Origin of the sequence: Stenotrophomonas acidaminiphila, assembly GCA_002951995.1 — a bacterium.
Lineage (GTDB): Bacteria > Pseudomonadota > Gammaproteobacteria > Xanthomonadales > Xanthomonadaceae > Stenotrophomonas > Stenotrophomonas acidaminiphila_A.
Genome location: CP019797.1, coordinates 2,502,568 through 2,524,607, shown reverse-complemented (window position 1 = coordinate 2,524,607; position 22,040 = coordinate 2,502,568). Strand labels below are relative to the sequence as shown.

Annotated in this window: 15 protein-coding genes; 11 read left to right on the top strand and 4 right to left on the bottom strand. The window is 70.2% G+C overall.

Going from position 1 to position 22,040, the window contains the following annotated elements; translation table 11 throughout:
- The first annotated feature begins 17 nt into the window (after nt 1–17).
- From B1L07_11320 to B1L07_11300, 5 genes are all read left to right on the top strand, one after another.
- Nucleotides 18–1,178 (top strand): 2-methylcitrate synthase, encoded by a 1,161-nt coding sequence (locus tag B1L07_11320; protein AUZ55575.1) that lies wholly within the window; start codon nt 18–20, stop codon nt 1,176–1,178.
- A gap of 270 nt (nt 1,179–1,448) precedes the next feature.
- On the top strand, nt 1,449–4,067 hold the full coding sequence (locus tag B1L07_11315) for a Fe/S-dependent 2-methylisocitrate dehydratase AcnD (protein ID AUZ55574.1): 2,619 nt from the start codon (nt 1,449–1,451) through the stop codon (nt 4,065–4,067).
- Nucleotides 4,068–4,117: 50 nt separating this feature from the next.
- Nucleotides 4,118–5,305: a putative methylaconitate Delta-isomerase PrpF gene (locus B1L07_11310; protein AUZ55573.1), complete on the top strand. Its 1,188-nt coding sequence runs from the start codon at nt 4,118–4,120 to the stop codon at nt 5,303–5,305.
- A 124-nt stretch (nt 5,306–5,429) separates the two neighbouring features.
- Nucleotides 5,430–10,325, top strand: a complete 4,896-nt coding sequence (locus B1L07_11305; protein ID AUZ56565.1) for a hypothetical protein — start codon at nt 5,430–5,432, stop codon at nt 10,323–10,325.
- Between the two features lie 144 nt (nt 10,326–10,469).
- Nucleotides 10,470–12,827 carry a penicillin-binding protein 1C gene (locus tag B1L07_11300; GenBank protein AUZ55572.1) on the top strand — a complete coding sequence of 786 codons (2,358 nt, stop codon included), beginning with the start codon at nt 10,470–10,472 and terminating at the stop codon, nt 12,825–12,827.
- Nucleotides 12,828–13,164: 337 nt separating this feature from the next.
- Here B1L07_11300 and B1L07_11295 read toward each other — a convergent pair whose 3' ends face one another.
- Both B1L07_11295 and B1L07_11290 read right to left on the bottom strand, forming a co-directional pair.
- The gene (locus B1L07_11295) at nt 13,165–13,740 is read right to left on the bottom strand and encodes a bacterioferritin (protein AUZ55571.1); all 576 of its coding nucleotides are present in this window, start codon (nt 13,738–13,740) and stop codon (nt 13,165–13,167) included.
- 31 nt (nt 13,741–13,771) lie between these two features.
- On the bottom strand, nt 13,772–14,254 hold the full coding sequence (locus tag B1L07_11290) for a peroxiredoxin (GenBank protein AUZ55570.1): 483 nt from the start codon (nt 14,252–14,254) through the stop codon (nt 13,772–13,774).
- Nucleotides 14,255–14,404: 150 nt separating this feature from the next.
- On the opposite strand from B1L07_11290, the gene B1L07_11285 reads away from it, so the two are divergent.
- Nucleotides 14,405–14,845 carry a heat-shock protein gene (locus B1L07_11285; protein ID AUZ56564.1) on the top strand — a complete coding sequence of 147 codons (441 nt, stop codon included), beginning with the start codon at nt 14,405–14,407 and terminating at the stop codon, nt 14,843–14,845.
- Nucleotides 14,846–14,970: 125 nt separating this feature from the next.
- On the top strand, nt 14,971–15,870 hold the full coding sequence (locus B1L07_11280; GenBank protein ID AUZ55569.1) for a cytochrome C biogenesis protein: 900 nt from the start codon (nt 14,971–14,973) through the stop codon (nt 15,868–15,870).
- Nucleotides 15,871–16,440: 570 nt separating this feature from the next.
- Here the strand turns inward: B1L07_11280 and B1L07_11275 are convergent.
- Nucleotides 16,441–16,827, bottom strand: a complete 387-nt coding sequence (locus B1L07_11275) for a response regulator (GenBank protein AUZ56563.1) — start codon at nt 16,825–16,827, stop codon at nt 16,441–16,443.
- 85 nt (nt 16,828–16,912) lie between these two features.
- Nucleotides 16,913–17,908: an oxidoreductase gene (locus tag B1L07_11270; protein ID AUZ55568.1), complete on the bottom strand. Its 996-nt coding sequence runs from the start codon at nt 17,906–17,908 to the stop codon at nt 16,913–16,915.
- 145 nt (nt 17,909–18,053) lie between these two features.
- Between B1L07_11270 and B1L07_11265 the strand changes: the two genes are divergently transcribed.
- The 4 genes from B1L07_11265 to B1L07_11250 all read left to right on the top strand — a co-directional run bounded on the left by B1L07_11265 (nt 18,054) and on the right by B1L07_11250 (nt 21,872).
- Nucleotides 18,054–19,163 carry an HflK protein gene (locus tag B1L07_11265; protein ID AUZ55567.1) on the top strand — a complete coding sequence of 370 codons (1,110 nt, stop codon included), beginning with the start codon at nt 18,054–18,056 and terminating at the stop codon, nt 19,161–19,163.
- Nucleotides 19,160–20,023, top strand: coding sequence for a protease modulator HflC (locus tag B1L07_11260; GenBank protein AUZ55566.1), 864 nt, complete (start codon nt 19,160–19,162; stop codon nt 20,021–20,023). Before B1L07_11265 ends, B1L07_11260 begins: the two co-directional genes overlap by 4 nt.
- A gap of 139 nt (nt 20,024–20,162) precedes the next feature.
- Nucleotides 20,163–20,348: a hypothetical protein gene (locus tag B1L07_11255; GenBank protein AUZ55565.1), complete on the top strand. Its 186-nt coding sequence runs from the start codon at nt 20,163–20,165 to the stop codon at nt 20,346–20,348.
- Between the two features lie 231 nt (nt 20,349–20,579).
- Nucleotides 20,580–21,872, top strand: a complete 1,293-nt coding sequence (locus B1L07_11250) for an adenylosuccinate synthase (protein ID AUZ55564.1) — start codon at nt 20,580–20,582, stop codon at nt 21,870–21,872.
- Nucleotides 21,873–22,040 lie beyond the last annotated feature (168 nt).

Sequence of the window (22,040 nt, the reverse complement as noted above, 5' to 3'; positions counted from 1 at the left end):
TCGAAAGGCAGAAGACCATGTCAGAACAGACCACCGCCACGCCCGCCTTCAAGCCCAAGAAGTCCGTCGCCCTGTCCGGCACCGCCGCCGGCAACACCGCGCTGTGCACCGTCGGCCGCAGCGGCAACGACCTGCATTACCGCGGCTACGACATCCTGGACCTGGCCAACACCAGCGAGTTCGAGGAAATCGCCCACCTGCTGGTGCACGGCAAGCTGCCGAACCAGGCCGAGCTGCGCGCCTACAAGGCCAAGCTCAAGGCGCTGCGCGGCATCCCGGCCGCGGTCAAGGCCGCGCTCGAGGAACTGCCGCCGTCGGCGCACCCGATGGACGTGATGCGCACCGGCGTGTCGGTGCTGGGCTGCGTGTCGCCGGAGAAGGACGACCACAACCACCCGGGCGCGCGCGACATCGCCGACAAGCTGATGGCCTGCCTCGGTTCGATGCTGCTGTACTGGTACCACTGGAGCCACAACGGCCGCGCCATCGACGTGGAGACCGACGACGACTCCATCGGCGGCCACTTCCTGCACCTACTGCACGGCGAGCAGCCGCGCGACTCGTGGGTCAAGGCGATGCACACCTCGCTGATCCTGTACGCCGAGCATGAATTCAACGCGTCCACCTTCGCCTGCCGCGTCATCGCCGGCACCGGCAGCGACATGTACAGCGCCATCACCGGCGGCATCGGCGCGCTGCGCGGGCCCAAGCACGGTGGCGCCAACGAAGTCGCGTTCGAGGTGCAGAAGCGCTACGAGACGCCGGACGAGGCCGAGGCCGACATCAAGGCGCGGGTGGAGCGCAAGGAAGTGGTGATCGGTTTCGGCCACCCGGTCTACACCGTGTCCGATCCGCGCAACAAGGTGATCAAGGAGGTCGCGCGCGAGCTGTCGGCCGAACAGCAGAACATGAAGATGTACGACATCGCCGAGCGCCTGGAAACGGTGATGTGGGACATCAAGAAGATGTTCCCGAACCTGGACTGGTTCAGCGCCGTCAGCTACCACATGATGGGCGTGCCGACCGCCATGTTCACCCCGCTGTTCGTGATCGCGCGCACCGCCGGCTGGAGCGCGCACATCATCGAGCAGCGCATCGACGGCAAGATCATCCGTCCCAGCGCCAACTACACCGGTCCGGAAGACCAGGCCTTCGTGCCGCTGGACCAGCGCGCGTAAGCCGTGCATCGCGTCTTCCGCGTGCGGAAGACCAGGCCCTTCTCCCGTACGCGGGGAAGGGCCGGGCGAGGGGAAGCGGCTGGCGCGTACGCCCGGCTTCGTGCGGGTGGACGAAGGTCGACAGGCAACGCCAGGGTTCCCCCTCCGCCCTTCGGGCACCTTCCCCCGCAGGCGGGGAGGGCAGCCTTCGGATTCTCCGGGGTGCGGCGGCTCGGCGCAGCCGCCAGCCCACCCGCCACGACAGCAAGCCCAGACCCTCACAGGCCCGCCATGAACACCGATCACCGCAAGCAACTCCCCGGCACCGCGCTGGACTACTTCGACGCCCGCGAGGCGGTCGATGCCATCGCCCCCGGCGCCTACGCCACCCTGCCGTACACCTCGCGCGTGCTGGCCGAGAACCTGGTGCGCCGCTGCGATCCGGCCGCGCTCGGCGATTCGCTCAGGCAGCTGATCGAGCGCCGCCGCGACCTGGATTTCCCGTGGTTCCCGGCGCGCGTGGTGTGCCACGACATCCTCGGCCAGACCGCGCTGGTGGACCTGGCCGGCCTGCGTGACGCCATCGCCGAAAAGGGCGGCGACCCGGCCAAGGTCAACCCGGTGGTGCCGGTGCAGCTGATCGTCGACCACTCGCTGGCGGTGGAGTGCGGCGGCTTCGACCCGGACGCGTTCGCCAAGAACCGCGCCATCGAGGACCGCCGCAACGAAGACCGCTTCCACTTCATCGACTGGACCAAGCAGGCGTTCCAGAACGTGGACGTGATCCCGCCGGGCAACGGCATCATGCACCAGATCAACCTGGAGAAGATGTCGCCGGTGGTCTACGTGCAGGATGGGGTAGCGTTCCCGGACACCTGCGTCGGCACCGATTCGCACACCCCGCACGTGGACGCACTGGGCGTGATCGCCATCGGCGTCGGCGGGCTGGAGGCGGAGAACGTGATGCTCGGCCGTGCCTCGTGGATGCGCCTGCCGGACATCGTCGGTGTCGAACTGAGTGGCAGGCCGCAGCCGGGCATCACCGCCACCGACGTGGTGCTGGCGCTGACCGAGTTCCTGCGCAGGGAGCGCGTGGTCGGCGCCTGGCTTGAGTTCTTCGGCGAGGGTGCCGCGGCGCTGACCATCGGTGACCGCGCCACCATCTCCAACATGTGCCCGGAGTACGGCGCCACCGCGGCAATGTTCTACATCGACCAGCAGACCATCGATTACCTGCGCCTGACCGGCCGCGAGGAATCGCAGGTGGCGCTGGTGGAAAACTACGCGCGCACCACCGGCCTGTGGGCCGACGCGCTGGCCACCGCGCAGTACGAGCGCGTGCTGCGTTTCGACCTGTCCACGGTGGTGCGCAACATGGCCGGCCCGAGCAACCCGCACCGGCGCCTGCCGGTGTCCGAGCTGGCCGAGCGCGGCATCGCCGACGAAGCCAAGCTGGAAAGCGGCAGGGGCGAGGAAGCCCAGGGGCTGATGCCCGACGGCGCGGTGATCATCGCCGCCATCACCAGCTGCACCAATACCTCCAACCCGCGCAATGTGATCGCCGCCGGCCTGCTGGCGCGCAACGCCAACGCGCGCGGGCTGGTGCGCAAGCCGTGGGTGAAGTCGTCGCTGGCGCCCGGTTCCAAGGCGGTGCAGCTGTACCTGGAAGAGGCCGGCCTGCTGCCCGAGCTGGAAAAGCTGGGCTTCGGCATCGTCGCCTTCGCCTGCACCACCTGCAACGGCATGAGCGGTGCGCTGGATCCGGCGATCCAGCAGGAAATCATCGACCGTGACCTGTACGCCACCGCCGTGCTGTCGGGCAACCGCAATTTCGACGGCCGCATCCATCCCTACGCCAAGCAGGCGTTCCTGGCCTCGCCGCCGCTGGTGATCGCCTACGCCATCGCCGGTACCGTGCGCTTCGACATCGAGAAGGACGTGCTGGGCGTGGACGCCGACGGCAACGCCGTGCGGCTGAAGGACATCTGGCCGTCGGACGCCGAGATCGACGCGGTGGTCAAGGCCGCGGTCAAGCCGGAACAGTTCCGCAGCGTCTACAACCCGATGTTCAACGTGCGCGTCGAGCATGGCGCGCCGGTCAGCCCGCTGTATGACTGGCGCCCGCGCAGCACCTACATCCGCCGCCCGCCGTACTGGGAGGGCGCGCTGGCCGGCGAGCGCACGCTGCGCGGCATGCGCCCGCTGGCGGTGCTGCCGGACAACATCACCACCGACCACCTGTCGCCGTCCAACGCGATCCTGCCGTCCAGCGCCGCCGGCGAGTACCTGGCGAAGATGGGCCTGCCGGAAGAGGACTTCAATTCCTACGCCACCCACCGCGGCGACCACCTCACCGCGCAGCGCGCCACCTTCGCCAACCCCAAGCTCTACAACGAGATGGTGCGCAACGCCGACGGCAGCGTGCAGCAGGGCTCGCTGGCGCGGGTGGAGCCGGAAGGCAAGGTCATGCGCATGTGGGAAGCGATCGAGACCTACATGGCGCGCAAGCAGCCGCTGATCATCATCGCCGGTGCCGACTACGGCCAGGGCAGCTCGCGCGACTGGGCGGCCAAGGGCGTGCGCCTGGCTGGCGTGGAAGCGATCGTCGCCGAGGGCTTCGAGCGCATCCACCGCACCAACCTGATCGGCATGGGCGTGCTGCCGCTGGAGTTCAAGCCGGGCACCGACCGCAACACCCTGGGCATCGACGGCACCGAGACCTTCGATGTGGTCGGGCAGCGCACCCCGCGCGCCGACCTGACCCTGCTGATCCACCGCCGCGACGGCAGCAGCGTCGAGGTGCCGGTGACCTGCCGCCTGGACAGCGACGAGGAAGTGGCCATCTACGAGGCCGGCGGCGTGCTGCAGCGCTTCGCCCAGGATTTCCTGGAAGGCGCCCGGGTGGCCTGATACCCCGACGGCCCGGCAACGGGCCGTCTTTCATCGCAAGGAACCGTTCCATGGCATTTCTCCCGCAACTCCGCATTCCCGCCACCTACATGCGCGGCGGCACCAGCAAGGGCGTGTTCTTCCGCCTGCAGGACCTGCCGGAAGCGGCGCAGGTGCCCGGCCCGGCGCGCGACGCGCTGCTGATGCGCGTGATCGGTTCGCCCGACCCGTACGGCAAGCACACCGACGGCATGGGCGGGGCGACGTCGAGCACCAGCAAGTGCGTGATCATCGCCCCGGCCTCGGTGCCGGACCACGATGTCGACTACCTGTACGGTCAGGTCTCCATCGACAGCGCGTTCGTCGACTGGTCGGGCAACTGCGGCAACCTCAGCACCGCGGTGGGGCCGTTCGCCATCGCCAACGGTTTCGTCCCGGCCGCGCGCATCCCGCGCGATGGCACCGTGGCGGTGCGGGTGTGGCAGGCCAACATCGGCAAGACCATCATCGTGCACGTGCCGGTGCGCGACGGACAGGTGCAGGAAACCGGCGATTTCGAACTGGATGGCGTCACCTTCCCGGCGGCGGAGATCGTGCTGGAGTTCATCGATCCGTCCGACGACGAAGGCGAGGGCGGTTCGATGTTCCCGACCGGCAACCTCGTCGATGAGCTCGACGTGCCCGGCGTCGGCGCGCTCAAGGTGACGATGATCACCGCCGGCATTCCCACCGTGTTCGTCGACGCGGCCGCCATCGGCTACGACGGCACCGAACTGCAGCCGGCGATCAACGAGGACAAGGCGGCGCTGGCCCGGCTGGAGGCCATCCGCGTGGCCGCCGCGCTGCGCATGGGCCTGATCCGGGCGCCGGAAGAAGCGGCCACCCGCCAGCACACGCCCAAGGTCGCCTTCGTCGCGCCGGCCAGGGACTACGTCGCCTCCAGCGGCAAGCACATCGCCGCCGCCGACATCGACCTCAACGTGCGCGCCCTGTCGATGGGCAAGCTGCACCACGCGATGATGGGCACCGCCTCGGTCGCCATCGCCACCGCCGCGGCGGTGCCGGGCACGCTGGTGAACCTGGCCGCCGGCGGCGGGCAGCGCGAGGCGGTGCGCTTCGGCCACCCCTCCGGCACCCTGCGGGTGGGCGCCGCGGTGGCCCGGGTCGACGGCCAGTGGACGGTGACCAAGGCGGTGATGTCGCGCTCGGCGCGGGTGCTGATGGAGGGCGCGGTACGCGTGCCCGGCGACACGTTCTGAAAGGCCCGGGCGCAGCCGGCTCGCCACCGCAGGCGTGCCGTCGCGCACACGAGGGGTTCCCGGGCGGCGGCTATACTCGCCGCGTCTGCAGGAGAACGCCATGGGCAACAGGAAGTGGAAGCACATGCGCTGGGGCGCCGCCGCGCTGGTGGCGCTGGCGATGCTGGCCGGCTGCAAGCGCAACGAGACCGGGCAGCTGCCCGGCGCCAGCGGCGAGGCGATCCAGGCCAAGCGCGACGAGGTCAAGGGTTTCGCGCTGGTGCGCGTTTGGCCCGACCAGAAGGGCGGCGACGGGCTGTCGCTTGCGGTGGAGTTCTCGCAGCCGCTGGTCGGCACCCAGGACTTCGACAAGCTGCTGCGCTTCGAGGAAAAGGTCGGCACCGAGGACAGCAGCTGGTCGCTGTCCGATGACGGCAAGACCCTGCGCTATCCCTATGTCGAGGCTGCCAGGGATTACACCCTGGTCGTCTCGGCCGACCTGCTCGCCGCCGACGGCAGCCGCCTGGGCCGCGAAGTGCGCCAGCAGGTGTTCACCGGCGAACTGAAGCCGGCCGCCGGCTTCGCCTCGCAGGGCAGCGTGCTGCCGGCGCGCGAGAGCCGCGGCCTGCCGGTGGTGTCGGTCAACGTGCCGGAAGTGGACGTCGAATTCCTGCGCGTGGGCGAGAAGAACCTGCCCAGCTTCTTCAGCCAGTACCAGCGCGGCGGCCGTCGCGGCAGCTGGGAGCTGGACAGCGACTACGGCGAGCACACGCCGATCTCGCAGCTGGCCGAGCCGGTCTACCTGAACCGCTTCGTGCTCGGCGGCAAGCCCAACGAACGGGTGCTGACCTACCTGCCGATCCAGGAGATCCGCGAGCTGCAGCAGCCGGGCCTGTACTTCGCGGTGATGAAGCGCGCCGGCAGTTTCGAGGGCGAGTACGACACCGCGTTCTTCACCGTCAGCGACATCGGCCTGCACACCCGCGCCTACAAGGAGCAGCTGTTCGTGCACACCGCCTCGCTGGCCTCCGGCGCGCCGCTGAAGAAGGTCGAGCTGCGGGTGCTCGACGGCAAGGGCGAGACCATCCTCAAGGGCCAGACCGACGCCAACGGCAACGCGCTGCTCAACTACACCCTGGACGCCGCGCACGTGCTGGTGGCCAGCAGCGGTGCCGACACCACGATGCTGCCGTTCAACCAGCCGGCGCTGGACCTGAGCGAGTTCGCCGTGGCCGGGCGCCAGAACGCATGGTTCGACGTGTTCGCCTGGTCCGGCCGCGACCTGTACCGCCCCGGCGAGACGGTGCGCGTGTCGGCGCTGCTGCGCGACAACGACGGCAAGCCGGTGACCGCGCCGGACAAGGGCGCGCAGCCGGTGTTCCTGCGGCTCAAGCAGCCCGACGGCAAGGTGTTCCGCGAAACCCGCCTGCAGCCGGGCGCGCAGGGTTATTTCAGCTTCGAACAGGCGATCCCGGCCGAGGCGCCCACCGGCCGCTGGCAGGTCGAGTTCCGTACCGACCCGGCCAGCAAGGAGGCGGTGCAGGGCCTGACCCTGCGCATCGAGGAATTCCTGCCCGAGCGCATGAAGCTGGACCTGGACAGCACGCAGAAGACGCTCAAGCCGGGCGAACCGCTGAAGCTGCAGGCCGACGCCGCGTACCTGTACGGCGCGCCGGCCGACGGCAACCGTTTCACCGCCCGGCTGGCGGTGGCGGTGGAGCAGCACCCGCTGGAATCGATGCCGGGCTGGTTCTTCGGCGACCCGACCGTGAGCCTGCCGCGCGACGCCAGCGACGTGATCGACACCACCCTGCCCAGCGACGGCCGGCTGCGCCAGGACATCGCCCTGCCGGACGAGGTCGGCAAGGGTACGCCGGTGGCGGCGCTGGTCTCGGCCAGCGTCTACGAGACCGGCGGCCGCACCGTCACCCGCACCCTCAAGCGCGTGCTGTGGCCGGCACCGGCGCTGGTCGCGGTGCGCCCGCTGTTCAGCGACACCGATGGCGCCGACGCCAACGCCAACGCGCGTTTCGAGCTGCTGCGCGTGGATGCCGACGGCAAGCCGCAGCCGGCCAAGGGGCTCAAGGTCACCCTGGTGCGCGAACTGCGCGACTACCACTGGACCTTCACCGACAACCGCTGGGACTACGATTTCACCCGCCGCTTCGAGAACAAGGAAACCCGCACCCTCGATGTCGGTGCCACCGCCGCCCGGTTCGACTTCCCGGTGGAGTGGGGCGAATACCGGGTGGACGTGTTCGACCCGGCCACCGGGCTGACCATGCGCTACCCGTTCCGCGCCGGCTGGAGCTGGAACGACGACAACCGCGGGCTCGACGCGCGCCCGGACAAGGTCAAGCTGGCCCTGGACAAGACCGGCTACAAGGCCGGCGACACGCTGAAGGTGACCCTGACCCCGCCGCATGCCGGGCGTGGCGTGCTGATGGTCGAAAGCGACCGCATGCTGTACGTGCAGGACATCGAGGCCAAGCCGGGCAGCACCTTCGAGATCCCGGTCACCCAGGACTGGGAGCGGCACGACGTCTACGTCACCGCGCTGGTGTTCCGCGGCGGCAGCGCGTCCAGCAAGATCACCCCGGCGCGCGCCGTGGGCGTGGCGCACGTGCCGATGGACCGCCGTGACCGCCGCATCGCGGTGGGCCTGGTGGCGCCGAAGCAGATGCGCCCCGAACAGCCGATGACGGTCACCGTCAGCGCGCCGGAGCTGGCCGGCAAGCCGGCGCACGTCACCGTCTCGGCGGTGGACGTGGGCATCCTCAACATCACCCGCTTCGCGGTGCCCGACGCCAACGCGCATTTCTTCGCGCAGCGCCGCCTGGGGGTGGACGCCTACGACATCTACGGGCGGGTGATCGAGAGCTTCGAGGGCAACAGCGGCAAGCTCAAGTTCGGCGGCGACATGGCGCTGCAGGCGCTGCCGCAGGCGCGGCGCCCGACCGCGCGGGTGCAGACCGTGGACCTGTTCTCCGGCCCGGTCGCGCTCGACGCGAAGGGCAACGCCCGCATCACCCTGCCGGTACCGGATTTCAACGGCACGCTGCGGGTGTCGGCGCTGGTGTATTCGGACACGCGCTACGGCAACCGCGACGTGGAAACGGTGGTGCGCGCGCCGATCCTGGCCGAGGCCAGCATGCCGCGGGTCATGGCCCCTGGCGACCGCAGCACGGTGACCCTGGACGTGCAAAACTTCACCGGCAAGCCCGGCGAGTTCACGGTGCGGGTGGACGGCGAGGGCCCGCTGGCGATCGGCGAGGCCGCGCGCCGGCTGCAGCTGGCCGCCGACGCCAAGCAGACCCTGAGCTTCCCGCTCAGCGCGCAGGAGGGCTACACCGTGGCCAAGGTGCGGGTGCGGGTGGACGGCAACGGCTTCAAGGTCGACCGCCGCTACGACCTGCCGGTGCGCGCGGCCTGGCCGCAGGTGCTGCGCGCGCAGACCCGCACGCTCGACCCGCTGGCGCCGGTCACCCTGGACAGCGCCTTCGCCGGCGGGCTGATGGCCGGTTCGGTCCACGCACGCATGCTGGTCAGCCCGCTGCCGCCGATCCCGTTCGCCTCGGCCCTGCAGGGCGCGCTGAACTACCCCTACGGCTGCGCCGAACAGACCACCAGCAAGGGCTATGCGGCACTGCTGCTGGACCAGGCCACCTCGGCCATGCTCGGCGCCGACGGGCTGGACGCCAAGGCCCGCCGCGAGCGCATGGAAGGCGCGTTCGGGCGGCTGGCCTCGATGCAGGTGGCCAACGGCAACTTCTCGATGTGGGGCAGCGACGACTACGTCAACCCGGCGCTGACCCCGTACATCGCCGAGTTCCTGCTCGACGCCAAGGATGCCGGCTTCGCGGTGCCGGACAACGTGCTGCAGAAGGCGTTGAACCGGATCAGCGAGGACCTGCTCAGCGGCGGCAACCAGTTCTACGGCCAGGACCGCCGCGAGGCGCTGAAGTTCGCCAACCAGGCGTATTCGGGCTACGTGCTGGCCCGGGTCAACCGCGCCCCGCTGGGCACGCTGCGCGCGCTGTATGACAACGAGCGCGGCAAGGCGGTGACCGGGTTGTCGCTGGTGCACCTGGGCGTGGCACTGTCGCTGCAGGGCGATAGCAAGCGCGGCCAGGCCGCCATCGCCGCCGGCTTCGGCATGGCCGGCAAGGACCGCCCGGCGTATTTCGGCGACTACGGCAGCCCGCTGCGCGACGACGCGCTGATGATCGCGCTGCTGCACGAGCACGGCCTGGCCAAGCCCGGGTACGACGCACGCGCGGTCAGCCTGGGCCGCGAACTGGACGCGCGCCGCAACGCCGGCTGGCTGTGGCTGAGCACCCAGGAGCAGGTGGCGCTGGCGCGGCTGGGCAAGGCGCTGATGGCCGACCAGAAGAAGCTGGTCTCCGGTGAACTGGCGGTGGGCCCGGCGCGCGAAGCCATCGACGCGCGCAAGCTGTTCGCGCGGGTGTTCGACGCCACGCAGCTGGCGCAGGGCGTGCGCTTCACCCCGCAGGGCCAGGCGCCGATGTTCGCCAGCCTGGAAGTGGCCGGCATTCCGCGGCAGGCGCCGGCGCCGGACAACAGCGTGATCGGCATCGAGCGCGCCTGGTTCACCACCGACGGCAAGCCGTGGACCCCGCGGCCGCTGAAGGAAGGCGAGGCGCTGATCGTGCGCCTGAGCGTCACTGCCAACACCGCCATGCCCGACGCACTGCTGACCGACCTGCTGCCGGCCGGCCTGGAGATCGAGAACTTCAACCTCGGCGACGCCAAACAATGGGCCGACGTGGTGGTGGACGGCATCCAGATCAACGACCGTGGCGGCGCGGCCGATGCCAAGCACGAAGAGTTCCGCGACGACCGCTACGTGGCCGCGCTGAACCTGTCGCGCGGCAGCACCGCGCGGGTGTTCTACCTGGTGCGCGCGGTCACCCCGGGCACCTACACCGTGCCGCCGCCGCTGGCCGAGGACATGTACCGTCCCGAGCTGCGCGGCGTGGGCCGGTCCAACCCGACCACGATCACCGTCGTGCAGCCATGACGATCACCGCGGGCGCATGCCACCGCGCGCGCCCGCGCGGCAATGAATGGATGATGGATGGCGAGCGCCGCACCCCGCACTCCGGTACCTCCCGCTCCCGCGCCCGCCGCGGGCGCGGGAGGCGAACGCGGCACTGATCCGGCGATGCGGCCGCCGCGCGGGCGCTTGCGGCGCCTGCTGCCATGGCTGCGCTGGGGCACGGTGGCGCTGTTGTCGCTGCTGCTGGTGCTGGATATCGCCTTCCCGCTGCCGCTGCCGGCCGCACGCGACACCGGCACCCTGGTCGTCGCCCGCGACGGCACGCCGCTGCGCGCCTTCGCCGATGCGCAGGGCGTGTGGCGCTACCCGGCCGATGCGAAGACCGTCTCGTCGCTGTACCTGCAGGCACTGCTGACCTACGAGGACCGCTGGTTCCGGCGGCACCCCGGCATCAATCCGTGGGCGCTGCTGCGCGCCGGCGGGCAGATGCTGGCCGAGCGCCGCATCGTCTCCGGCGGCTCCACCCTGACCATGCAGGTGGCGCGCATCCTCGACCCGCACACGCGCACGCCGTGGGGCAAGGCCAAGCAGTTGCTGCGCGCGCTGCAGCTGGAGGCGCACCTGGACAAGGCGCAGATCCTGGACCTGTACCTGGAGCGCGCGCCTTACGGCGGCACCATCGAAGGCGTGGAAGCGGCCAGCTGGGCCTACCTGGGCAAGCCGGCGGCGCGGCTGTCGCATGCCGAAGCCGCGCTGTTGGCGGTGCTGCCGCAGTCGCCGAGCCGGCTGCGCCCGGACCGCCACCCCGAGGCCGCGCGCCGCGCCCGCGACAAGGTGCTGGCGCGCATGGCCGAGCTGGGCGCCTGGTCGGACGAAGCGGTGGCCGATGCGCGCATCGAGCCGGTGGTTGCACGCTCGCTGCAGCAGCCGCTGCACGCGGCCTTGCTGGCGCAGCGGCTGCACAGTGCGCAACCGCGCGCGGCGCAGATCCAGACCACCCTGGACAGCGGCCTGCAGCGCACCCTGGAAGAGCGCGTGGCCGCGTATTTCTCGCAGTTGCCCGAGCGCACCTCCGCCGCGCTGCTGGTAATGGACAACGCCACGCTGGAGGCGCGCGCCTACGTCGGTTCGGTGGCGTTCGCCGACAAGGCGCGGCTGGGCCACGTGGACATGGTGCAGGCCTGGCGCTCGCCCGGCTCCACGCTCAAGCCGTTCCTGTACGGCATGGCGCTGGACGACGGGCTGATCCATTCCGAAAGCCTGCTGGTCGATGCGCCGCAGAGCTTCGGCGGCTACCGCCCCGGCAACTTCGACGCCGCGTTCAACGGCCCGGTCGGCGCGGCCACCGCGCTGCGGCTGTCGCTGAACGTACCGGCGGTGGACCTGCTCGACCGCGTCGGCCCGTCGCGCTTCGCCGCGCGGCTGGGCAACGCCGGCATCAAGCTGCGCTTCCCGCACGGGGTGCAGCCCAACCTGGCGCTGATCCTGGGCGGCACCGGCGCGCGCCTGGAGGACCTGGTCGGCGCCTTCGCCGCGCTCAACCGCCAGGGCATCGCCGGGCGCGTGCGCTACACCGCCGACGACCCGCGCATCGAACGCCGGCTGGTGTCGCCGGGCGCGGCGTGGATCGTGCGCGACATCCTGCAGTCCAACCCGCGCCCCGGTTACGGGCTGGGCACCTTCGACACCGGCAGCCGCCCGCCGGTGGCGTGGAAAACCGGCACCAGCTATGGCTACCGCGACGCCTGGGCGATCGGCAGCACCCGCCGCTACACCGTCGGCGTGTGGGTGGGGCGCCCGGACGGCACGCCGTTGCCCGGCCAATACGGCGCGGTCACCGCGCTGCCGCTGATGTTCGAAGTGATCGACAGCCTGCCGCGCCAGCCCGGCGACAGCGACACGCCGCCGATGCCGGCCAGCGTTGGCGAGGTGGCGGTGTGCTGGCCGCTGGGCCTGGCCGCCACCGACACGCCGCCGGCGCTGTGCCAGCGGCGGCTCGACGCGCTGGCGCTGGACGGCACCGTGCCGCCGACCTTCGCCGAGCGCGATGCGCGGCTGTGGCAGTCCGGGCAGGTGCGCTTCGAGGTGGATGCGCGCAGCGGCCAGCGCCTGTCGGCCGGCTGCGAGGGCCACCCGCAGCGGCAGGCGCGCGAAGTCGCGCGCTGGCCGGCGCTGGCCTCGCCATGGCTGTCGCAGGCGCAGCGCCAGGCACAGCAGCTGCCACCGCTGTCGCCGGACTGCCCCGACGACGGCCGCGGCAAGGATGCCGCCCTACACATCGACGGACTCACCGACCGCGCCACCGTGGCGCGCGCGCCGGGCGCGGTGCACGGCCCGCGCCTGCAGATACGGGCGATCGGCAGCGAAACCACGGTGCAGTGGCTGCTGGACGGGCGCTGGATCGCGCAGACAGAAGGCGCGCGCGCGTTCGTGCGCGACTTCGACGAACCGGGCGAGCACAGCCTCACCGCACTGGCCGCGGACGGTGCCTGGACCCGCATCCGCTTCCGCGTGGCGCACTGAGCGGTGCGCGCTGTGCCCGCGTAGGTGCGAGGCTTGCCTCGCACGCTCTTCGTGCCCGATATCGGGAAGGCCCCTGTGCCGGGCAAGCCCGGCACCTACGGTGTCCTCGGCCGCTCCGGCGCTTGGATGCCATTGGACGATCCAGGGAAGGCCCTGCGGTGCCATTGGACGATCCAGCCACGGCATATGCTTCATGGTTGGCCGCCGCGGCGCCCGCCGCCGGCGCCTGCAGGCCCCTCCGCCCGGCGTGCGGCACGTTGCGCGATGTGCCCACGTAGGTGCGAGGCTCGCCTCGCACGCTCTTCCGCACAAAGCGCCAAGGCGCGTTTCGCCGCGGTTACTCGCCGATCCAGCCGTCGAGCAGGTCGGCGAAGTCGTCGGCGTGTTCTTCTTCCTGCGCCAGGATCTGCTCGAGGATGCGCTTGGTGGTGGTGTCCTTGTCGCCGACGAAGTTGATCATCTCGCGGTAACTGTCGATGGCGATGCGCTCGGCGATCAGGTTCTCGCGCACCATGTCGCGCAGGTTGCCGCCTTCCTTGTACTCGGCGTGGGCGCGGGCGGTGAGGGTGTCCGGGTTGAAGTCCGGCTCGCCGCCCAGCTGCACGATGCGCTCGGCCAGCATGCCGGCGTGCGCCTGCTCCTGCTGCGCGTGCTCCAAGAATTCGGCCTTCACCGCGTCGGCGAGCATGCCCTTGGCCATGTAGTAGTGGCGGTAATAACGCAGCACGCACACCCATTCGGTGGCCAGGGCGTCGTTGAGCAGCTTGATCACCATCTTGCGGTCGGCGGCATAGGTCGGGGTGATCGCGCCGTCCTCGATGCTCCTGCGTGCGTTGGCGCGCAGGGTCTTGCGGTCGCTGATGCCGCTGGCCGGGACGGTCATGGCTTTCTTGCTGGCGGGCTGCTTGCTCATGGCGGGCGTGCTCCTTGGTGGAAGGGAATCGCTACTCCGGAAGGTGGGCCAGTACGTACTCGGCGGAGGACACCTCGAAATTGCCGGGTTCCTCCACGTGCACGGCGCGCACGATGCCGTTGTCCACGTACAGCGCGAAACGGCGCGAACGCATGCCCATGCCCGATCCGCTGGCGTCCATTTCCAGGCCCAGGGCGCGGGTGAGGTCGCCATTGCCGTCGGACAGCATCAGCAGCCCGTCCGGCACCGACTGCGCCTTGCCCCAGGCCTGCATCACGAACGGGTCGTTCACCGCCATGCAGAACACGTCGATGCCGCGGCTGCGGAACTGCTCGAAGCGCTCGATGTAGCCGGGCAGGTGGCGCGCCGAGCAGGTCGGGGTGAACGCACCGGGCACCGCGAACAGCACCGCCTTGCGGCCATCGAACAGCGCCTGCGTGTCGATGGTTTCCATGCCCTCGCGGATGCGCTTGAGGGTCACTTCCGGGATGCGGTCGCCGACGTGGATGGTCATGGGCTTCTCCAGAGTCTGAATCGAAGTTTAGTGAGTGGGGGTTGAGGGCCGCGTCAACGGCTTGAAAGCGCGGCCTTCACGCAGCATTTCCCGTGCATGGGCGCAGGGCGCCATTCCGGCCGCCCGCCCGCATCCCTGCAGGAGGAGATGATGAGCATCGTACGTTACCGCCAGTGGCCGACCCAGTCCGATATCCGCCATCTGCTCGCCCCGTTGCTGGACATGCCCGGCGACGCCGCACCGGCCGGTACCTGGGTGCCGGCCGTGGACATCCGCGAACAGGACACGCAGTTCGTGCTGCACGCCGACCTGCCGGGCGTGGACCCGGCCTCGATCGAGGTGCAGATGGACAAGGGCGTGCTGTCGATCAAGGGCGAGCGCCGCGCGCCGGCGCCGGTGGAAGGCCCGCACTTCTCGCGCATCGAACGCCGCCACGGCACGTTCGAACGCCGCTTTGCGCTGCCCGACAGCGCCGACGCCGAAGGCATCGTCGCCAGCAGCCGTGACGGCGTGCTGGAAATCCGCATCCCCAAGCGCGCCGAGGCCGCGCCGCGCCGCATCCAGGTGGCCAGCGCCGGCGGCACCGCGTAAGCACGCGCCGCGCACACATCGGCACCGCCGTGGCCCGCTAGAATGGCGCCACGGCGGCAGCCGAACCCGTATCGGCCCGTTCGCCGCAAGGCGGCGGGCCCGACTCTTTCCGAAAGGGTGTCTGGATGGAATTCAAGGATTACTACGCGACATTGGGCGTGGAGCCCACGGCCGGCGATGCCGAAATCAAGACCGCCTACCGGCGGCTGGCGCGCAAGTACCACCCGGACGTGAGCAAGGAAGCCGGCGCCGAGGAGAAGTTCAAGGCCGTCAACGAAGCCTACGAGGCGCTGCGCGACCCGGCCAAGCGCCAGGCCTACGACCAGCTGCGCGCCCAGGGCTACCGGCCCGGCGAGGAGTTCCACGCGCCGCCCAACTTCGGCGGCGGCCAGGGCTTCGACTTCGAGGAAGTGTTCGGCGGCGCCGGTGCCGGCGGCGGCTTCAGCGATTTCTTCGAAAGCCTGTTCGCGCGCCAGCGCGGGGGCGGCCGTGCGCGTGGCGGATTCGACGGTTTCGGCGGCAACGCCGGGCCGCAGCCCACGCGCGATACCCGCGCCAAGCTGTCGGTGCCGCTGGAAGCGGCCTACAACGGCGACACGCTGCGCATCAACGTCGATGGCCGCCAGCTGGACGTGCGCGTGCCCAAGGGCATCCGCCCCGGGCAGGTGATCCGCCTGGCCGGGCAGGGCAGCGGTGGCGGCAACCTGATGCTGGAAGTGGAATACGCCGCGCACCCGCAGTTCGAGGTGGACGGCCGCAACATCCTTTACACCCTGCAGGTCACCCCCTGGCAGGCGGCGCTGGGCACCAGCATCAGCGTGCCGACCCTGGGCGGGGCGGTGGAGCTGAAGGTGCCGGCCGACTCGGACAGCGGCCGCAAGCTGCGCCTGCGCGGCCGCGGGCTGCCGGGCAAGCCCGACGGCGACCAGATCGTGGAGCTGGAAGTCATCGCCCCGGTGGCGACCAACGAGGCCCAGCAGAAGGCCTACCGCGCGCTGGCCAAGGCCTTCGGCGAGAAAATCTGACGTATCGCCAGCGGCAGGCGCGGCCCGTGAGGGCGCCCCTGCGGCCGTATCAGGTCGGGGCCACGGCCCTGTAGGTGTGGGGCTTGCCCCACACGGGGCCTTGCCGGGGAACGCCGCATGCGGGGCAAGCCCCGCATCTACAGGGTAAGCGTGCGGTGCATGCCCGCATCCACAGCACGCGGAGCAAGCCCCGCATCTAGCACGTGGTGCAAGTCCCGCATCCACAGCACGCGGAGCAAGCCCCGTATCTGGCATGCGGTGCAAGCCCACATCAACAGCATGCGGAGCAAGCCTCGTATCGAGCATGCGGGGCGAGGCCCACATCCACAGCATGCGGAGCAAGCCTCGTATCGAGCATGCGGAGCGAGTCCCGCATCCACAGGCCAGGTTTCGGGAACGTCGCCGCCCGACCGCATCAGGTCGGGGCCACGGCGTCGTAGGTGTGGGGCTTGCCCCACACGGGGCCTTGCCGGGGGAAGCCGCATGCGGGGCAAGCCCCGCATCTACAGGGGCAGCGTGCGATGCAAGCCCACATCCACAGCATGCGGGGCGAGCCGCCCCATCCACAGATCAGGCTTCGGGCGCGTCGCCGCCGCCTTCGAACACCCGCGCGATCACCTCGGACAGCTCGTCTTCCGAAAACGGTTTGGTGATGTAGGCCTTGGCGCCCTGGCGCATGCCCCAAAGGCGGTCGGTGTCCTGGTCCTTGGTGGTCACCAGCACCACCGGGATGTGCGCGGTACTGGCCTCGCGCTTGAGCGTGCGCGTGGCCTGGAAACCGTTGAGGTTGGGCATCACCACGTCCATCAGCACCAGGTCGGGCAGCACCGATTTGGCCGCTTCCACGCCGGCGGCGCCGTCGGTGGCGGTGAAGGTTTCATGCCCCAGTTTTTCGACGATGCGCTGGATGCCGAGCAGCTGCGACGGCGAATCGTCCACGATCAGAATACGCGCCACGTTCTTCCCCAAGATGATGTCGCGGCCATAGTGTCGTGCCCGCTGCGATGCGAAGCAACCCGCCACGCCGCGCGCGGCGCCGCATTCAGTCGATCCGCACCAGGGTGCGCCCGAACGAGCCGCCGCCCAGCATGGTGGCGAACACCTCCGGCAACCCGTCCAGGCCCACCTCGCGGGTGCAGATGGTGTCCAGGTGGCGCGGCTTCCAGTCGTCGCCCAGGTGCTGCCACACCTGTTCGCGGATGTCGCGCGCGGTGCCGGCCGAGGCCACCCCCAGCAGCGACACGCCGCGGATGATGAACGGCATCACCGTCATGTCCAGTTCCGCGCTGGCGGCCAGCCCGGCCGAGGCGACGTTGCCGTAGGGCGCGGTCTGCGCCAGCAGGCTGGTGAGCATGGCGCCGCCGACATTGTCCAGGCCGCCGCCGAAGCGCGCCGATTCCATCGGCCGGGTGGTGGCCAGTGCCTCGCGGCCCAGCACCTGGGTGGCGCCGAGCGTGGTGAGGTAGTCCCTGGCTTCGGCCTTGCCGCTGATGGCGTGCACCTCGAAGCCGGCGCGGCTGAAGATATCCACCGCCAGCGAGCCGACCCCGCCGGTGGCGCCGGTCACCGCCAGCGGGCCGTGCGCCGGGGTCTGCCGGTTGTCGGTCATGCGCAGCAGGGCCAGTGCGGCGGTGAACCCGGCCGTGCCCAGCACCATGGCCTCGCGCAGGCTCAGTCCGGCCGGCAGCGGGATGGCCCACTTCGACTCCAGCCGCACATACTGGCTGTAGCCGCCGTCGCGGGTTTCGCTCAGCCCGCAACCGGTGGCCAGCACCGCATCGCCCTCGCGGAAGGCCGGGTCGCGGGAGGCCACCACCTCGCCGGCCACGTCGATGCCGCCCACCAGCGGGAACCGGCGCAGGATCTTGCCCTGGCCGGTGCCGGCCAGCGCGTCCTTGTAATTGACCGAGGACCAGCGGGCGCGCACCACCACCTCGCCCGGGCTCAGCTGGTCCAGGGCGACCTGCTCCAGCCCGGCGCGGTAGCCGGCGTCGTCGTTGTGGATGCGGAAGGCGGTGAACGGGGCGGGGGCGGACATGGCATGGCCTGCGGCGGAACGGGAGACAACCAAGATAGCGGTTGCGAAACGTCAGGTCTGCCCCATCTAGTAGAATCCGGATTCGATTGACCACGGCCAGGACTGCGGGAACGCCCGCGGACAGGCCCTGACAGATGGAGCATGCATGGCCTGGAACACACCTGGCGGCAACGATAGTGGCGGCCCCGCCGACAACCGGCGCGGATCGCGCTCGCCGCGCGGCGGCAATGGCGGCGGCGGATGGGGCGGCTTGCCCGGCCCGCTGCGCGACCTGTTCGACGGCGGCATCTGGCGCTGGGTACTGCTGGGCGTGGCGCTGCTGGTGCTGCTGTCCAGCTTCCAGCTGATCGGCGAACAGCAGCGCGGCGTGGTGCTGCGCTTCGGCCAGTTCTCGCGCATCCTGCAGCCGGGCCCGAACTTCAAGCTGCCGTGGCCGATCGAATCGGTGGTCAAGGTCAACGCCACCCAGATCAAGACCTTCAGCAGCAACGTGCCGGTGCTCACCCGCGACGAGAACATCGTCAACGTGGCGCTGAACGTGCAGTACCGCGTGGACGACCCGCGCCTGTACCAGTTCGGCACCATCGACGCCGACCAGGTGCTGGAGCAGTCGGCGCAGAGCGCGGTGCGCGAGCAGGTGGGCCGTGCCGACCTCAACACCGTGCTCAACAACCGCGGCCCGCTGGCCGTGGCCGCCGAACAGCGCCTGGAAGCCTCGCTCAAGGCCTACCGCACCGGCCTGGTGGTCACCGGCCTGACCCTGCCCGACGCGCGCCCGCCGGAAGAAGTGAAGCCGGCCTTCGACGAGGTCAACGGCGCCCAGCAGGTCAAGGAACGGCTGATCAACGAAGCCCAGGCCTACGCCGCCAAGGTGGTGCCCGAAGCGCGCGGCCAGGCCTCGCGCGCGCGCACCACCGCCGAAGGCTACAAGCAGGCCATCGTGGCCCGCGCCGAAGGCGACGCGCGCCGCTTCACCCTGCTGCAGGCTGAGTACAAGAACGCCCCGGAAGTCACCCGCAAGCGCCTGTGGCTGGAAACCGTGCAGGACGTGCTGGCCGAGAACCGCAAGGTCATCGGCGGCGACGGCCGCCAGCTGATCTACGTGCCGATGCCGGCCGACGCCGGCAAGACCGCCAACGCCCCGCAATTGACCCCGGAAATGGCGGTGCCGGCGCTGCCGGCCGCCACCGACAGCATTCGCAACGCGGACCGTTCCGGTTCGCGCTCGGCAAACCGTGAGGAGGCCGGCCGATGAAGAATTCCCTTGTGATCGGCCTGCTGGTCGCCGTGCTGCTGGGCCTGCTGGGCTCGGTGTACGTGGTGCGCGAAGACCAGACCGCCATGGTGCTCAACCTGGGCAAGGTGGTGCGCTCGGACATCAAGCCCGGCCTGCACTTCAAGGTGCCGCTGGTGGAAACGGTGCGCGTGTTCGACCGCCGCTTCCAGGTGCTGGACACCGCCCCGGCGCGCTACTTCACCGCCGAGCAGAAGGACGTGAGCGTCGACTTCTTCGCCATCGGCTACATCTCCGACGTGCGCGCCTACTACCGCGCCACCGGCGGCGACGGCAAGGTGGCCAACGCCCGCCTGGCGCCGATCATCACCGACTCGCTGCGCAACCAGATCAACGCGCGCACCCTGCAGCAGCTGGTGTCCGGCGACCGCGGCGAACTCATCGCCGGGCAGCTGCAGGGCATCAACGAGGCGGTCAAGACGCTGGGCATGCAGATCATCGACCTGCGCATCAAGCAGATCGACCTGCCCACCGACAGCCAGGTGATCACCGACGTCTATGAGCGCATGCGCGCCCAGCGCAAGCAGGAAGCGGCCAAGCTGCGCGCCGAAGGCGAAGAGCAGTCGCTCACCATCCGCGCCCAGGCCGACCGCGAAAGCACCGTGCTGGTGGCCGAGGCCGAGCGCGACGCCCAGCAGCTGCGCGGCGAGGGTGACGCCCAGGCCGCGGCCATCTACGGCAAGGCCGGCTCGGCCGACCCGGCGTTCTACGCCTTCTACCGCAGCCTGGAGGCCTACCGCGCCTCCATGACCGACGGCAACGGCGTGATCGTGCTGGACAAGAACGACCCGTTCCTGCAGTACCTCAAGAACGACCGCTGAGCCCGGGCCCGCGCCGCCCCGCCCCTCTCCCGCCGGGGGAGGGCAGGGGCCGGGCCCTTACAGGAAACAGGAAGCCGCGGCCGCGGCGCTGCACTGCAATGCGCCCCCGGCCGCGGTGTTCCCCCGCCTCGCCATCCCCATGCAAGACCTCTTCTCCGCGCTCTGCCTGGTCGCCGTCCTCGAAGGCCTGTTCCTGTTCGCCGCGCCGCTGGCGTGGAAGCGCATGGCCGCGCGCCTGCTGGAACTGCCCGCCGCGGCCCTGCGCCAGTCCGGCGCGGTGCTGCTGGCCATCGGCCTGGCCGCGCTGTGGTGGCTGCGCCACTGAACCGCGGCCGGCCGCCCGCCCCGGCCGGGGCCGGCGGGGGTGGTAGCCGTCAGGCAAAACCCGGATAATCCAGAAAAGCCGGCCGGGGCACTCCCGTTCGGCTTTTTCCGTGTAAGGCCCTGGCGTTTGCCCGGCACTCCCCGATGGAGCGCCACCCCGGCAGGCCCGCCGGCCCCGCGCGGTCCCGTCCGCGGCCCCGATGGCCGCAGCCAACTCAGGAGTTCACCCGCCATGGGTCAATCAGTTGTTGTTCTCGGCGCCCAGTGGGGCGATGAAGGCAAGGGCAAGATCGTCGATCTGCTCACCGAGGAAATCGGTGCCGTCGTGCGTTTCCAGGGCGGCCACAACGCCGGCCACACCCTGGTCATCAACGGCAAGAAGACCGTCCTGCACCTGATTCCGTCCGGCATCCTGCGCGACGACGCGCTGTGCCTGATCGGCAATGGCGTGGTGATTTCCCCGGCCGCGCTGCGCAAGGAAATCGAAGAACTGGAAACGGCCGGCGTGGAAGTGCGCTCGCGCCTGAAGATTTCCCCGGCCGCGCCGCTGATCATGCCGTATCACATTGCCCTGGACCAGGCGCGCGAAAAGGCCGCCGGTGGCAAGGCCATCGGCACCACCGGCCGCGGCATTGGCCCGGCCTATGAAGACAAGGTGGCGCGCCGCGGCATCCGCATCGCCGACCTGCACTACCCGGAACAGCTGGCCGAAAAGCTGCGCACCGCGCTGGATTACCACAACTTCGTGCTCACCCAGTACCTGGGCGTGGAGCCGGTGGACTTCGACAGCGTCTACGCCGAAGCGCTGGCGTTCGGCGAATACGTCGAGCCGATGAAGTCTGACGTGGCCGGCATCTGCCATGACCTGCGCAAGCAGGGCAAGCGCGTGCTGTTCGAAGGCGCGCAGGGCGCGCTGCTGGACATCGACCACGGCACCTACCCGTACGTCACCAGCTCCAACACCACCGTGGGCGGCGCGCTGGCGGGCGCCGGCGTGGGCGCCGACGCCATCGACTACGTGCTGGGCATCGCCAAGGCCTACGCCACCCGCGTGGGCGGCGGCCCGTTCCCGACCGAACTGGACGACGAAATCGGCCAGGGCATCCGCGACCGCGGCGCCGAATACGGTGCCTCCACCGGCCGCCCGCGCCGCTGCGGCTGGATGGACATCGTCGCGCTCAAGCGCGCCGTGGCCATCAACGGCATCACCGGCCTGTGCATCACCAAGCTGGACGTGCTGGACGGCATGGAAAAGCTCAAGGTGTGCATTGCGTACGAGTACCGCGGCAAGCGCACCGAATACGCCCCGCTGGACGCGCAGGGCTGGGAAGAGTGCACCCCGGTGTACTTGGAATTCCCGGGCTGGAGCGAGAACACCCACGGCATCACCGAGTGGGACCAGCTGCCGCCCGCCGCCCGCGCCTACCTGCGCGCGCTGGAAGAACTGGCCGGCTGCCCGATCAGCATCGTCTCCACCGGCCCGGACCGCGACCACACCATGGTGTTGCAGGATCCGTGGGGTTGAGGCGGTTTGCTGACTTAGGTCGGTGCGGCCCGCTCGATGAGAAGCCCCGCGAAAGCGGGGCTTCTTCATGAACTGCTTACTTTCGTTCTCTCCTAAAAAGGAGCGCGCGCGATCTCATTCAATGCGACTCTTTTCGTTTAGCGTTGAAGCCCGTTTAGGGGTCAGGCC